This is a genomic window from Pseudomonas taiwanensis DSM 21245, from assembly GCF_000425785.1.
In the GTDB taxonomy this organism is placed as follows: Bacteria; Pseudomonadota; Gammaproteobacteria; order Pseudomonadales; family Pseudomonadaceae; genus Aquipseudomonas; species Aquipseudomonas taiwanensis.
The window spans coordinates 126,636-140,678 of record NZ_AUEC01000013.1 but is presented as its reverse complement, the minus strand read 5'-3'; the positions used below and the strand labels follow the sequence as shown (position 1 = coordinate 140,678).

The window sequence follows — 14,043 nt, the reverse complement described above, 5'->3', positions numbered from 1 at the left end:
TTTGTAGCGCAACTCGTTGATTTTGCTTGGGCAATCCTGCTCGGTCATTGTGCCGCCCGCAAGGCGGGTATAGACTTTGCACACTGTTCACCAAAGGCCCCCTGTGGTCCTCTCGACCGCCCGCCAGCATGAAACCGATCCAGTTGCCCCTGGGTGTGCGTCTGCGCGATGACGCCACCTTCATCAACTACTATCCGGGCGCCAATGCCGCGGCGTTGGGCTATGTCGAGCGTCTGTGCGAAGCCGACGCCGGCTGGACCGAAAGCCTCATCTACCTGTGGGGCAAGCAAGGTGTGGGTCGCAGCCACCTGCTGCAGGCGGCCACCCATCGCTTCCAGCAGCGCGGTGAGCCCGCGGTCTACCTGCCCTTGGCGCAACTGCTCGACCGAGGCGTGGAACTGCTGGATTACCTGGCGCAGTACGAGCTGGTCTGCATCGACGACCTGCACGTTATCGCCGGCAAGGCGGACTGGGAAGAGTCCATGTTCCACCTGTTCAATCGGCTGCGCGATAGCGGTCGGCGCCTGTTGCTGGCGGCCTCCAGCTCACCGCGTGAGCTGCCTATCAAGTTGCCCGACCTCAAGTCGCGCCTGACATTGGCGCTGATCTTCCAGATGCGTGGGTTGTCCGACGAAGACAAGCTGCGAGCCCTGCAATTGCGGGCCTCGCGACGGGGGCTGCACCTGACCGACGAAGTTGGCCACTTCATCCTGACCCGTGGCACCCGAAGCATGAGCGCGCTGTTCGACCTGCTCGAACGTCTCGACCAAGCGTCGCTGCAAGCGCAGCGCAAACTGACCATTCCTTTCCTCAAGGAAACCCTCGGCTGGTAAGCCCCGAAATACGGGGCTTGCAGCAGCGTCACGGAAAAGTCACATCTTTTTCGATAAAATTTGCAAATGGTCCCGATAGAAGGCATAGTTTCCACCTTCTAAAGGATTACAGACACGGTCGTGCCCATGCTGAAGCGCTTCGCACCCCTCGTGCCACTCGCACTCGTGACCCTGCTTTTTGGCTGCGCGGCTCATGGCCCGGTTTCCCAGCCTCAGGATCACACCCCGGTCGCCTCGACGTCGGCGATCAACGCCAAGACTTCCACTTCGTCGGTATTCAGCGAAGAGGACCTGGCCACCGAAGATGACCTGGAGGCTTTCTCCAGCGGCAAGCCTTACCAATTGCCGGCCCTGGCCGACAGTATTCTCGAACGTGGCATGTCGTTGATCGGCACGCGCTACCGTTTCGGCGGTACCTCGGAGAAGTCGGGCTTCGACTGCAGCGGTTTCATCGGCTACCTGTTCCGCGAAGAGGCGGGTGTGACCTTGCCGCGCTCTACCCGCGAGATGATCAACGTCGACGCACCGAAAGTGGCGCGCAACAAGCTCAAGCCGGGCGATTTGCTGTTCTTCAGCACCAATGGCCGTGGTCGTGTCAGCCATGCTGGCATCTACCTGGGTGACAACCAGTTCATCCACTCCAGCAGCCGCCGCAGCGGTGGTGTGCGCATCGACAGCCTCGGTGATCGCTACTGGAGCAAGACCTTCATCGAAGCCAAGCGAGCCTTGGCGATGGCGCCGACCAATATCGCGCGCAACTGATGGCAAAATGATGTACCCTGCCGCGGCGGCGATGCTGAAAAGCTCGCCGCCGTGCGCATTTATAGAAAGCGTCTAATCTAATTTCTCAACTCTTTTGGGCTGCGGCCCTACGGTCTCAGACAGGAAGTTCTGGCCATGGCGATGATGGCGCGCTTCGCATTCCTTTCCCTGGTGGCTCTGCTTGCCGCCTGTTCCAGCCATGCTCCGGCACCGGCCCCTGTGGTTCAGCCACAGATCCCGTACGCCCAGCCTGACATTTCGCCGATTGCCGACGATGTGCTCATACGCGCCATCGGCCTGGTCGGTACCCCCTATCGCTGGGGCGGTAACACGCCGGATTCCGGCTTCGATTGCAGTGGCCTGATCGGCTATGTCTACCGCGATGCAGCGGGCATCAGCCTGCCGCGATCGACCCGCGAAATGATCGTCATGCGTGCGCCAACGGTGGACCTCAATGCGCTGCAGTCCGGGGACTTGGTGTTCTTCGCCACCGGTGGCGGCTCGCAAGTGAGCCATGCCGGGATCTACGTGGGCGAAGGCCGCTTCGTGCATGCGCCTTCCACAGGCGGCACGGTGCGCCTGGACTACCTGTCCAACAGCTACTGGGCCAAGGCCTACCTGCAGGCCAAGCGAGTCATTCCCCAAGGCCACCTGGCGCAGAACCGCTGATCAGCTGATCGCATCCCCGGCGAGCGCTGGCGCTTGCGGCGGTCACCGAGGTAAGTCGCCAGGCCACCGCCGCGCCGCGTCCTGGAGAATGACCCCGCTCGTTGAACGAGCGCTTCGATTGACGCTCCCGGCCCAACCCTCTAACCTTCGCGCGTGTTTCAGGTGTCCTGCCAGCCTCGACTGGGCAGGGTGAAACTGGGAAGCCGGTGGGCGTCGGAAGACGCGAGCCCGGCGCTGCCCCCGCAACGGTAGGTGAGACGCGGCCGCGCAGGGCCACTGGGTGAACGCCCGGGAAGGCGCGCAGGCCAGGGCCACAGGCCCGCTCACGAGCCCGGAGACCGGCCTGATACTGCCAACGGCATCACGGAGGGTGATGCGCGGTGCACCGTGACCAGAGCGGGTCATGGCCCCTGCGCGTCCTCCGTCTGCCTGCCTATCGACCTGCCGCCGCTTCTCGCGTGGCGTCAGCCTGCGGAGAACCCTCATGAGCGAAACCACCGAACGCGACGAACGTCATCTGGCGCGTATGCAGCGCAAGAAGGCGATCATCGACGAGCGCATCGCCAATTCCCCCAACGAATGCGGCCTGCTGCTGGTGCTGACCGGCAACGGCAAGGGCAAGAGCAGTTCGGCGTTCGGCATGCTCGCCCGTGCGTTGGGCCATGGCATGCAGTGTGGTGTGGTGCAGTTCATCAAGGGCCGCAACAGCACGGGAGAAGAGCTGTTCTTCCGCCGCTTCCCCGAGCAGGTGCGCTACCACGTCATGGGCGAGGGCTTCACTTGGGAAACCCAGGACCGTCAGCGCGATATCGCTGCTGCCGAAGCGGCCTGGGCGGTGTCGCGGCAGTTGCTGCAGGACCCTTCGGTGCAGTTCGTGGTGCTCGACGAACTGAACATCGCCCTCAAGCATGGCTATCTCGATCTCGACCAGGTGCTGGCCGATATCCAGGCTCGCCCGCCAATGCAGCATGTGATCGTCACCGGCCGCGCAGCCAAGCCCGAAATGATCGAGATGGCTGACACGGTTACCGAAATGGGCATGCTCAAGCATGCGTTCCAGGCCGGTATCCGTGCGCAGAAGGGCGTGGAACTGTGAACCAAGCGCGCCAATGCCCTGCGGTGTTGATCGCCGCACCTGCATCCGGACAAGGCAAGACCACCGTCACCGCTGCGCTGGCACGGCTGCATCGCAACCTTGGGCGCAAGGTACGAGTGTTCAAGTGTGGGCCGGACTTTCTCGACCCGATGATCCTCGAGCGGGCCAGTGGTGCGCCGGTCTACCAATTGGACCTGTGGATGATCGGTGCGCAGGAGAGCCGTCGCTTGCTATGGGAAGCCGCTGCCGAAGCCGACCTGATCCTGATCGAGGGCGTCATGGGCCTGTTCGATGGCACCCCTTCGAGCGCCGATCTGGCGCGTCATTTTGGTGTGCCGGTGTTGGCGGTGATCGACGGCACGGCCATGGCCCAGACCTTTGGAGCATTGGCCTTGGGCCTGGCGCGCTACCAGGCCGACCTGCCGTTCGCCGGCGTGCTGGCCAACCGCGTCGGCAGCCTGCGTCACGCCCAATTGCTCGAAGGCAGCCTGACCGAAGGCCTGCGCTGGTATGGCGGTTTGTCCCGCGAGCGTGGCATCGAGCTGCCCAGTCGTCACCTGGGGCTTGTCCAAGCCAGTGAACTGAATGACCTCGACGCCCGCCTGGATGCAGCTGCCGAAGCCTTGGGCGCCAGTTGCGACGCAGGCCTGCCACCGGCGGTCACTTTCGCCGCACCGGAGCCGCGTCTGCTGTCGTCGTCGTTGGCTGGCGTGCGCATCGGGGTGGCCCGGGACGAAGCGTTCGCCTTCACCTATGGTGCCAACCTCGACGTGCTGCGAAGCCTGGGCGCGCAGCTTGAGTTCTTCTCGCCCCTGCATGACCGTGAAATGCCCCTGGTCGATAGCCTGTACCTGCCGGGAGGCTACCCCGAACTGCACCACCATGCATTGGCTGCCAACACCTCGATGCTCGACGCCCTGCGTGCCCACCACGCGCAAGGCAAGCCCCTGCTGGCGGAGTGTGGCGGCATGCTGTACCTGCTCGACGCGTTGACCGACGTGGCGGGCGAGCGGGCCGAGTTGCTTGGCCTGCTGCCTGGCGAAGCGATCATGCAGAAACGCCTTGCCGCCTTGGCCTTGCAGGCTGTGGAACTGCCAGAGGGCACCTTGCGTGGGCACACATACCACCATTCCCTGACCATGACCGAGCTTGAGCCGATCGCCCGAGGACTCAGCCCCAATGGCGGGCGGGGCAATGAAGCGGTCTATCGCCTGGGGCGCCTGACGGCGTCCTACGTGCACTTCTACTTCCCCTCCAACCCCGAAGCGGCGGCGGCGCTGCTGCAGCCATGAGCGAACACGCCTACAGCGACGCAGAACGCGCCGCCATCTACCGGGTCATCGGCGAGCGTCGCGACATGCGCCATTTCGCCGGTGGCGACATAGCCCCCGAGGTACTTGGTCGGTTGTTGGCGGCCGCGCATCAGGCACCCAGCGTCGGCCTGATGCAGCCCTGGCGGTTCATCCGCATCAGCCAGCGCGAGCTGCGTGGTCGTATCCAGGCCCTGGTTGAACAGGAGCGAGTGCGCACCGCCGAGGCCCTTGGCGAACGCTCCGACGACTTCATGAAGCTCAAGGTCGAAGGGATCAGCGACTGTGCCGAGGTGTTGGTGGCGGCCTTGATGGACAACCGCGAGCCGCACATTTTCGGCCGACGCACCCTCCCGGAAATGGACCTGGCGTCCCTGGCCTGCGCCATTCAGAACCTGTGGCTGGCCGCACGTGCCGAAGGGCTGGGTATGGGCTGGGTATCGTTGTTCGAGCCGCAGGCCCTGGCAGACCTGCTGGGGATGCCGGCGGGCGCCAAGCCAGTGGCGGTGCTGTGCCTGGGACCGGTCACCGAGTTCTACCCGGCGCCGATGCTGGTGCTGGAAAACTGGGCCGAACAACGGCCCTTGAGCGAGATGCTGTACGAAAACCACTGGGGAGAGCGTTGATGAGCGTGGCCTTGCTGACCGTGGCCGGAGTGGCCCTGGACGCGTTGCTGGGCGAGCCGCGCCGGCGCCATCCACTGGTCGGCTTCGGCAAACTGGCGTCGCGTCTCGAGCAGCGGATGAATGCCGGTGGACGTGGCTGGCGCAGTCACGGCGTGAGTGCCTGGTTCCTGGCTGTGGTGCCGCTGACATTGCTGGCATTGCTGCTGTCATGGCTGCCCTGCATCGGCTGGCTGGTGGACGTGCTGGCGCTGTATTGCGCCGTGGGGCTGCGCAGCCTTGGCGAGCACGTGCTCCCGGTGGCCAATGCCCTGCGCCACGGCGACCTTGAAGAAGCGCGGCGCCGTGTCGGCTACCTGGTCAGCCGCGAAACCCGTGAGCTGGATGAGCCCGCCGTGGCGCGGGCGGCTACCGAGTCGGTGCTGGAGAACGGCAGCGATGCGGTGTTTGCCGCGCTGTTCTGGTTCGTCGTGGCGGGCGCTCCCGGTGTGGTGCTGTATCGCCTGAGCAACACGCTCGACGCCATGTGGGGCTATCGCAACGAGCGTTTCGAACGCTTCGGCTGGGCGGCGGCGCGCATCGACGATGCACTGAACTATATTCCCGCAAGGCTGGTGGCGCTGACCTACGCGCTGCTTGGCAAGACCCGCCTGGCGTGGGCCTGCTGGCGCAACCAGGGGCCCTTGTGGGACAGCCCCAATGCCGGGCCGGTGATGGCGGCGGGCGCCGGTGCGCTGGGCGTCGAGCTTGGTGGCCCGGCGGTGTACCACGGCGAACTGCACGAGCGACCTCGGCTGGGCGAAGGGCCGATGGCCGATGCCGAGGCCATCGAGCGCGGCTGGCGCCTGGTGCAGCGGGGTGTATGGCTGTGGCTGTTGGTAATCTGCCTGGGAGCTTACTTGAATGCTTGAACACGGTGGCCGTCTGCTGCGCGCGGTGCGGCAATACGGGATTGCCCGCGAGCAATGGCTCGACTTGTCCAGCGGCATCGCCCCATGGCCGTACCCGATCCCGCCGATTCCCGTGGACGCCTGGGCCCGTCTGCCTGAGGTCGAAGATGGCCTGGAAGCAGCAGCGCGAGCCTATTACGGCGCCAGCCAGTTGCTGGCCGTGGCAGGTTCCCAGGCGGCGATCCAGGCCTTGCCACTGCTGCGGCCATCGGGGCGGGTAGGGGTGTTGGCGCCATGTTACGCCGAGCACCCGCACGCCTGGCGACGGGCCGGGCATACGCTGGTCGAGCTGGATGCGTCCAGCGTCGAGTCCACGCTCGACAGCCTGGACGTGCTGGTGCTGGTCAACCCCAACAACCCCACGGGTCAGCGGATCAGTCGCGAGCGTTTGCTGGCGTGGCACGCCCGGCTGGCCAGGCGAGGCGGCTGGTTGCTGGTCGACGAAGCCTTCATGGACAACACGCCCGCATTCAGCGTGGTCGATTGCGCCGAGCGCGAAGGCCTGATCGTTCTACGCTCGTTCGGCAAGTTCTTCGGTCTGGCCGGCGTGCGCCTGGGCTTCGTGGCGGCCGAGCCGGTATTGCTGGCGCTGCTGGCAGACAGGCTTGGCCCCTGGACCGTCAGCGGGCCGACTCGGGTATTGGCACAGACCAGTTACGCCGACCACGCAGCGCATCAGGCCCAGATCGCCCGCTGCGCCGCTGCCAGCCAACGCCTTGCGGCGGTGCTCGAAGGCGTGGGCCTGGCGCCAAGCGGTGGCTGTGACCTGTTCCAGTACGTACGCTGCGAGCAGGCGGCGCAGTTGCATGAGTTTCTCGCCCGGCGCGGCATTCTGGTGCGTCTGTTCGACCAGCCGCCAGCCGTGCGCCTGGGCCTGCCCGCCACTGCGGCGGACGAGCAGCGTCTCGCCTTGGCCCTGGCGGACTACCACAAGGAAATGGCATGACCACCCTCATGGTGCAAGGCACCACCTCCGACGCTGGCAAAAGTACCCTGGTGACCGCCCTGTGCCGCTGGCTGCTGCGCCAGGGTATCGGTGTGGTGCCCTTCAAGCCACAGAACATGGCCCTCAACAGTGCGGTGACCGCCGACGGGGGGGAAATCGGCCGGGCCCAGGCGGTCCAGGCCCAAGCGTGCCGACTGGCGCCGCACACCGACATGAACCCGGTCCTGCTCAAGCCCAACAGCGATACCGGAGCCCAGGTGATCATCCACGGTCGAGCGGTCGCCAGCATGAATGCAGTGGCCTACCACGACTATAAGGCCATCGCCATGCAGGCGGTGCTGGCCTCTCACCAGCGCCTTAGCGCCACGTATCCCGTGGTGATGGTGGAGGGGGCTGGGTCGCCGGCAGAGATCAACCTGCGGGCTGGCGACATCGCCAACATGGGCTTCGCCGAAGCGGTCGACTGCCCGGTGATTCTGGTGGCCGATATCAACCGGGGCGGCGTGTTCGCCCACCTGGTCGGCACCCTGGAGCTGCTCTCTCCCAGCGAGCAGGCGCGGGTCAAAGGCTTCGTCATCAACCGTTTCCGCGGCGACATCGCCTTGTTACAGCCAGGGCTGGACTGGCTGCAAGCGCGCACCGGCAAACCGGTGCTGGGTGTACTGCCGTATGTCACCGACCTGCACCTGGAGGCCGAGGACGCGATCGACATGCGCCAGGCCGTGAAGGGCGAGCGCGTGCTCAAGGTGATCGTCCCGGTGCTGCCCCGTATCAGCAATCACACCGATTTCGACCCGCTGCGTCTGCACCCCCAGGTCGACCTGCAGTTCATTGGCCCAGGCCAGCCGATTCCTGCCGCCGACCTGATCATCCTGCCTGGCTCAAAGAGTGTTCGCGCTGATCTGGCGCAGTTGCGCGCACGCGGTTGGGACAGCGCCATCGCTCGTCACCTGCGTTATGGCGGCAAGCTGATCGGTATCTGTGGCGGTCTGCAGATGCTTGGCCGTGAGGTGCACGACCCGCTCGGCCTGGAGGGGCCGGCAGGCTCCAGCCCAGGGCTGGGGTTGCTGGACTACGCCACGGTGCTCGAAGCGGACAAACAACTGCGCAACGTCGCCGGTACCCTGAATCTGGAACAATCCGCGGTGGCCGGCTACGAAATCCATGCCGGTGTCACCCATGGCCCTGCGTTGGAGCATCCTGCCGTGCAACTGGCCGATGGCCGCAGCGATGGCGCGATCAGCGCCGACGGGCAGGTCCTCGCCACCTACCTGCACGGTCTGTTCGAAGGTAGTCAGTCGTGCGCTGCCTTACTGCGCTGGGCCGGTTTGCAGGACGTGCAGACCATCGACTACGAAGCCTTGCGCGAACGCGACATCGAGCGCCTGGCCGATCTGGTGGAAAAGCACCTCGATACCGCGCGTCTGCGCGGGCTGTGTGGAGTCGCCTGACATGCTCAACCTGATCCTCGGTGGCGCCCGCTCCGGCAAGAGTCGCCTGGCCGAACAGCTGGCCACCAACAGTGGCTTGCCAGTGACCTACATTGCCACCAGCCAGCCGCTGGATGGCGAGATGAGCGAACGGGTGCTTCTGCACCGCCAACGTCGGCCCGCCGAGTGGGGGCTAATTGAAGAACCTGTGGCGCTGGCCAGTGTGCTACGCGCCCACGCCAGGGAAGGGCATTGCCTGTTGGTCGATTGCCTGACCTTGTGGCTCACCAACTTGCTGATGCTTGAAAACGACCAACGCCTGGCCGAGGAGCGCGATGCCCTGCTCGAATGCCTTGAACAGTTACCAGGCATGGTCATCCTGGTCAGTAACGAAACCGGCCTGGGCGTGGTGCCCATGGGTGAATTGACCCGGCGTTACGTCGACCTGGCCGGCTGGCTGCACCAGGCCGTCGCCCAGCGTTGTCAGCGCGTGGTGCTGACCGTGGCAGGCCTGCCCCTCATGCTTAAAGGACCCGCACTATGAACCAGCAATGGTGGCGTGAAGCCTGCCAACCTCTTGATAACGCTGCCATGGACCAGGCCCGCGCACGCCAGCAGCAGCTGACCAAGCCTGCCGGCTCGCTCGGGCAGCTGGAAAGCTTGGCCATCCAACTGGCCGGCCTGCAGGGCCAGGAGCGCCCGACTCTGGAGCGGGTTGCGATCACGATCTTTGCCGGCGACCACGGTGTGGTCGAGGAAGGCATCTCGGCCTATCCGCAGGCCGTGACCGGGCAGATGCTGCGCAATTTCGTCGGTGGCGGCGCGGCGATCAGCGTGTTGGCGCGCCAACTGCAGGCCAGCTTGGAGGTAATCGACCTCGGCACTGTCGACACCCGGCTGGAACTACCGGGTGTGCGCCACCTGCGCCTGGGCGCGGGCACCGCGAACTTCGCCCGCCAGCCCTCGATGAGCGAAGAGCAGTTGCTGGCTGCGCTGCAAGCCGGACGAGACAGCGCCAAGCGGGCAGCCGACCAAGGCGCCCAGCTGTTCATCGGTGGCGAGATGGGCATTGGCAACACCACGGCTGCGGCTGCCCTGGCCAGCCATCTGCTGGACTGTCCGGCCCGCGAGCTCAGCGGCCCGGGCACTGGCCTGGACAGTGCCGGGGTGAGGCGCAAGGCCGAGGTGATCGAGCGCGCGCTGGCGCTGCATGGCCTGCGTGCCGACGACCCGTTGCAAGCGTTGGGTTGTGTGGGGGGATTCGAAATTGCCGCCCTGACCGGGGCGTACCTGGCCTGTGCTCAACACGGTATCGCGGTACTGGTCGACGGCTTCATCTGCAGCGTCGCTGCACTGGTCGCCGTGCGCTTGAACCCGCACTGCCGGCCATGGCTGTTGTTCGCCCATCAGGGCGCCGAGCCTGGTCACCTAGCGCTGATCGAAGCGCTGGAGGCCGAGCCATTGCTCGCCCTGGGCCTGCGTCTGGGTGAGGGCAGTGGTGCTGCTTTGGCCGTTCCGCTGCTGCGCCTGGCCTGCGCACTGCATGGGCAGATGGCCACCTTCGCCGAAGCTGCGGTGGCGGACCGTCCGGCATGATCCTCGACCTGCTGCGTCATGGTGAGACCGAACAGGGTGGCCTGCGCGGCAGCCTGGACGATGCCCTGACCGAAAAAGGCTGGGTGCAGATGAGCGCGGCCGTAGAGGCAGGTGGGCCGTGGCAGGTGCTGGTCAGCTCGCCCTTGCAACGTTGCGCCCGCTTCGCCGACGCATTGGGCGAGCGGCTGGGCTTGTCGGTACAGCGTGAAGCCGATTTGCGAGAGCTGCACTTCGGCGACTGGGAGGGACGCACCGCGGCGCAAATCATGCAGACCCAAGCCGATGAGCTTGGGCGTTTCTGGTCTGATCCCTATGCCTACACACCGCCTGGCGGGGAGCCGGTCGGCGCATTCGCCGAGCGGGTGGTCACGGCCATGGAGCGGCTGACGCGGCAGCATGCTGGCAAACGCGTGCTGCTGGTGACCCACGGCGGCGTGATGCGCCTGTTGCTGGCGCGAGCCCGTGGATTGCCCCGTGAGCAGTTATTGCAGGTCGAAGTTGGGCACGGCGCCATGGTGCGGTTGGTGTTGAATGAGGATGGTGTGTTGAGCGAGGCTGATTGAGATGGTGCCATTCTGGATCGCCTTGCAGTTTCTGAGCAGCTTGCCTGTACGGTTGCCGGGTATGCCGGCACCGCGAGACGTTGGTCGTTCGCTGCTGTGGTATCCGGTGGTAGGGGTGTTGTTTGGCCTGCTGTTGTGGTTGGCCAGCCATCTGTTGAGTGGCACGCCTGCGCACCTGCATGCCGCATTGTTGCTGACGCTTTGGGTGCTGCTCAGCGGTGCCTTGCACCTGGATGGCCTGGCCGACAGCGCCGATGCCTGGCTGGGTGGCTTCGGTGACCGTGAGCGCACCCTGCACATCATGAAGGATCCGCGCAGCGGACCGATTGCCGTCGTCACCCTGGTGCTGGTGCTGTTGTTGAAGTTCTGTGCGCTTTGGGTGCTGGTCGAGCGAGGCGCCGGCGCGGTGCTGGTGTTGGCGCCTTTGGTGGGCCGTAGCGCCATGCTCGGGTTGTTTCTGTCCACCCCTTACGTTCGGCCGGGAGGGCTTGGCCAGGCATTGGCCGAGCATCTGCCGCGTCGCGCCGGGGCCTGGGTATTGTCGGGTAGCTTGGTGCTGGGCCTGGCTCTGGTCGGCAGGTCGGCGATCTGGCCCTTGGTGGGCGCGTTGGTAGGCTTCTGGTGGTTGCGCCAGCTGATGTGTCGTCGATTGGGTGGGACCACCGGGGATACTGCCGGGGCGATGCTGGAATTGCTTGAGTTGGTGGTGTTGCTGGCCCTCGCGCTGACGAGGTGAATGCGTCATCGCCAGCATGCCGTCACCCGCAGCGGTCGGGTGCTGAAATTTCTTGCAACACGCTATAAGCGGGTATATACACGTAACCATGTTGACCAGTGAATGCATCTGCACGCACCTGCGCCGAGCCGCTCGCGGGGTGAGCCGACACTATGACGAGGCCCTTGCCGGCTTCGGCATCAATGTCGCCCAGTTTTCCCTACTGCGCCACCTTCAGCGGCTGGATCGTCCGAGTATCACCACGTTGGCCGAGGCCATGGGCCTTGAACGCAGTACCTTGGGTCGCAACCTGCGGGTGCTCGAGGCCGAAGGGTTGGTGGCCTTGGCTGACGGCGACGACCAGCGTAACCGTGTGGTGCTGTTGACCGACGAGGGTACGGCGCGGTTGCAGCTGGCCTATCCGGCCTGGCAGCAGGCGCAGCGACAGTTGGTGGAGCAACTGGGTGAGGGCGCGCGGGATGAGTTGGTACGTCTGCTGGAGCGGCTTGCCTGATCAACTACGATTTCAAGCGGGTATATACCCGTAAAACCTTGCGATGGGCTGGAGAAGAACAAAATGACTTCGTTGTGGCGAACCAGCGGGTGGGTATTGGGGGGCGCGGCGTTGATCCTCGCGCTGTCCTTGGGCGTGCGGCATGGTTTTGGCCTGTTCCTGGCGCCGATGAGTGCCGAATTCGGCTGGGGGCGTGAAGTATTCGCTTTCGCCATTGCCCTGCAGAACCTGATCTGGGGCTTGGCACAGCCGTTTGCCGGCGCTTTGGCCGATCGCTTGGGCGCGGCACGGGTGGTGTTGATCGGGGGCTTGCTCTATACCGCAGGGCTGATCCTGATGGGCATGGCCGACTCGCCCTGGTCGTTGTCGCTGAGTGCAGGCCTGCTGATCGGCATCGGCCTCTCCGGCACGTCGTTCTCGGTCATCCTGGGGGTGGTGGGGCGTGCCGTGCCGGCGGAAAAGCGCAGCATGGCCATGGGTATCGCCAGCGCGGCCGGCTCGTTCGGTCAGTTCGCCATGCTGCCTGGCACCCTAGGCCTGATCGAGTGGCTGGGCTGGTCTGCGGCCCTGCTGGTACTAGGGTTGCTGGTCGCACTGATCGTGCCGTTCGTTGGCTTGCTGAAGGACAAACCGTTGCCCAGCCATGGTGCCGAGCAGACCTTGGGCCAGGCCCTGCATGAAGCCTGCTCGCATTCCGGCTTCTGGTTGTTGGCGCTGGGCTTTTTCGTGTGTGGCTTCCAGGTGGTGTTCATCGGTGTCCACCTGCCAGCGTATCTGGTCGACCAGCACTTGGCGGCTACCACCGGTACCACGGTGCTGGCCCTGGTCGGGCTGTTCAATATCGTCGGTACCTATACCGCTGGGTGGCTGGGCGGACGCATGTCCAAGCCGCGTTTGCTCACCGGACTGTACTTGCTGCGTGCAGTGGTGATCGTGCTGTTCCTGTGGGCCCCAGTGACCCAGTTCAGCGCCTATCTGTTCGGCATCGCCATGGGCTTGCTGTGGCTGTCGACGGTGCCGCTGACCAACGGCACCGTTGCCACAGTGTTCGGGGTACGGAATCTGTCCATGCTCGGTGGCATCGTGTTCCTGTTCCACCAGTTGGGTGCCTTCCTGGGCGGTTGGCTGGGCGGCGTAGTGTACGACCGTACGGGTAGTTACGATCTGGTCTGGCAGATTTCCATCTTGCTCAGCCTGCTGGCTGCCGCACTCAACTGGCCAGTGCGTGAGCGACCGGTGGCCCGGTTGCAGGCGCAAGCGATATGAACGGCACCCTGCGCCGCGTGCTGCTGGCGGCGGCTGCGCTGCTGGTGCTGGCCTTGGTCTGGTGGGGTTGGCAGCAGGGGGGGCTGGCATTGATGCAGTTGGGCATGAGCCTGTGTTAAGCGCTACCCTGCAAGTTCAAGGACTGTCTTGCCGGAGAACGACATCATGCGCGTACCTTGGTTGACTCTGCCATTGTTGGCCCTGCTGGCCGCCACTCCCACTTGGGCCGCTGACTGCCCGGCGCTGTTGCAGGGCACTTTGCCCGAGCTGCGCGGTAAAGAGCAGGTCGACCTGTGCCAGCGCTTCGCCGGCAAACCCCTGGTGGTGGTGAACACCGCCAGCTACTGTGGTTTCGCCCCGCAATTCGAAGGGCTCGAAGCCGCCTACAAGGAGTACCACGAGCAGGGCCTGGAAATGCTCGGCGTGCCGTCCAACGACTTCAAACAGGAAGCCGGTGACAGCGAAGAGACTGCCAAGGTGTGCTACGCCAACTACGGCGTGACGTTCACCATGACCAAGGCCCAGCCGGTGCGTGGCGAGGACGCGATCCCGCTGTTCGCCGAACTGGCCAGCCAAAGCAGCGCGCCGAAATGGAATTTCTACAAGTACGTGATCGACCGCAAGGGTAAGGTGATCGGCAATTTCTCCAGCTTGACCAAGCCTGACGACCCAGCCTTCAGGGCCGCGATCGAAAAGGCCATCGCATCGCAGCCCTGATCTCGGGCGCTAGGGTCTGTATGAAACGTCTTGAGGCGAAGGTCAGGCAAGGC

The 14,043-nt window shown here is 64.9% G+C and carries 17 protein-coding genes and 1 riboswitch; all 17 genes read left to right on the top strand.

Annotated features, from left to right (window positions below):
• Positions 1-128 precede the first annotated feature (128 nt).
• The gene (gene hda, locus H620_RS0105375; protein WP_023379165.1) at positions 129-833 is read left to right on the top strand and encodes a DnaA regulatory inactivator Hda; all 705 of its coding nucleotides are present in this window, start codon (positions 129-131) and stop codon (positions 831-833) included.
• A 126-nt stretch (positions 834-959) separates the two neighbouring features.
• The gene (locus H620_RS0105370; RefSeq protein ID WP_023379166.1) at positions 960-1,595 is read left to right on the top strand and encodes a C40 family peptidase; all 636 of its coding nucleotides are present in this window, start codon (positions 960-962) and stop codon (positions 1,593-1,595) included.
• A gap of 135 nt (positions 1,596-1,730) precedes the next feature.
• Positions 1,731-2,264, top strand: coding sequence for a C40 family peptidase (locus H620_RS0105365; RefSeq protein WP_023379167.1), 534 nt, complete (start codon positions 1,731-1,733; stop codon positions 2,262-2,264).
• A 143-nt stretch (positions 2,265-2,407) separates the two neighbouring features.
• Positions 2,408-2,625, top strand: a riboswitch (cobalamin riboswitch).
• Positions 2,626-2,748: 123 nt separating this feature from the next.
• Positions 2,749-3,360 carry a cob(I)yrinic acid a,c-diamide adenosyltransferase gene (gene cobO, locus H620_RS0105360; RefSeq protein ID WP_023379168.1) on the top strand — a complete coding sequence of 204 codons (612 nt, stop codon included), beginning with the start codon at positions 2,749-2,751 and terminating at the stop codon, positions 3,358-3,360.
• A complete protein-coding gene (locus H620_RS0105355) occupies positions 3,357-4,652 on the top strand; it encodes a cobyrinic acid a,c-diamide synthase CobB (RefSeq protein ID WP_027906899.1) in 1,296 nt (431 codons plus the stop codon). The genes cobO and H620_RS0105355 overlap by 4 nt, the downstream gene beginning before the upstream one ends.
• Positions 4,649-5,296, top strand: a complete 648-nt coding sequence (gene bluB, locus H620_RS0105350) for a 5,6-dimethylbenzimidazole synthase (RefSeq protein ID WP_023379170.1) — start codon at positions 4,649-4,651, stop codon at positions 5,294-5,296. Before H620_RS0105355 ends, bluB begins: the two co-directional genes overlap by 4 nt.
• Entirely contained in the window at positions 5,296-6,204 is a 909-nt protein-coding gene (gene cbiB, locus H620_RS0105345; protein WP_027906898.1) for an adenosylcobinamide-phosphate synthase CbiB, read from the top strand. Before bluB ends, cbiB begins: the two co-directional genes overlap by 1 nt.
• Complete coding sequence (gene cobD / locus H620_RS0105340; RefSeq protein ID WP_023379172.1) at positions 6,197-7,189, top strand: threonine-phosphate decarboxylase CobD; 993 nt, start codon at positions 6,197-6,199, stop codon at positions 7,187-7,189. The genes cbiB and cobD overlap by 8 nt, the downstream gene beginning before the upstream one ends.
• Entirely contained in the window at positions 7,186-8,640 is a 1,455-nt protein-coding gene (locus H620_RS0105335) for a cobyric acid synthase (protein ID WP_023379173.1), read from the top strand. Before cobD ends, H620_RS0105335 begins: the two co-directional genes overlap by 4 nt.
• Position 8,641: 1 nt before the next feature.
• The gene (gene cobU, locus H620_RS0105330; RefSeq protein WP_023379174.1) at positions 8,642-9,163 is read left to right on the top strand and encodes a bifunctional adenosylcobinamide kinase/adenosylcobinamide-phosphate guanylyltransferase; all 522 of its coding nucleotides are present in this window, start codon (positions 8,642-8,644) and stop codon (positions 9,161-9,163) included.
• The gene (gene cobT, locus H620_RS0105325; protein WP_023379175.1) at positions 9,160-10,215 is read left to right on the top strand and encodes a nicotinate-nucleotide--dimethylbenzimidazole phosphoribosyltransferase; all 1,056 of its coding nucleotides are present in this window, start codon (positions 9,160-9,162) and stop codon (positions 10,213-10,215) included. Before cobU ends, cobT begins: the two co-directional genes overlap by 4 nt.
• On the top strand, positions 10,212-10,778 hold the full coding sequence (locus H620_RS0105320) for a histidine phosphatase family protein (protein WP_023379176.1): 567 nt from the start codon (positions 10,212-10,214) through the stop codon (positions 10,776-10,778). The genes cobT and H620_RS0105320 overlap by 4 nt, the downstream gene beginning before the upstream one ends.
• Position 10,779: 1 nt before the next feature.
• A complete protein-coding gene (locus H620_RS0105315; protein ID WP_027906897.1) occupies positions 10,780-11,514 on the top strand; it encodes an adenosylcobinamide-GDP ribazoletransferase in 735 nt (244 codons plus the stop codon).
• Positions 11,515-11,602: 88 nt separating this feature from the next.
• Entirely contained in the window at positions 11,603-12,007 is a 405-nt protein-coding gene (locus H620_RS0105310) for a MarR family winged helix-turn-helix transcriptional regulator (protein WP_023379178.1), read from the top strand.
• Between the two features lie 63 nt (positions 12,008-12,070).
• Positions 12,071-13,273 carry an MFS transporter gene (locus H620_RS0105305; protein WP_023379180.1) on the top strand — a complete coding sequence of 401 codons (1,203 nt, stop codon included), beginning with the start codon at positions 12,071-12,073 and terminating at the stop codon, positions 13,271-13,273.
• On the top strand, positions 13,270-13,392 hold the full coding sequence (locus H620_RS27565) for a hypothetical protein (protein ID WP_023379182.1): 123 nt from the start codon (positions 13,270-13,272) through the stop codon (positions 13,390-13,392). The genes H620_RS0105305 and H620_RS27565 overlap by 4 nt, the downstream gene beginning before the upstream one ends.
• Before the next feature lie 46 nt (positions 13,393-13,438).
• The gene (locus H620_RS0105295; protein WP_027906896.1) at positions 13,439-13,990 is read left to right on the top strand and encodes a glutathione peroxidase; all 552 of its coding nucleotides are present in this window, start codon (positions 13,439-13,441) and stop codon (positions 13,988-13,990) included.
• Positions 13,991-14,043 lie beyond the last annotated feature (53 nt).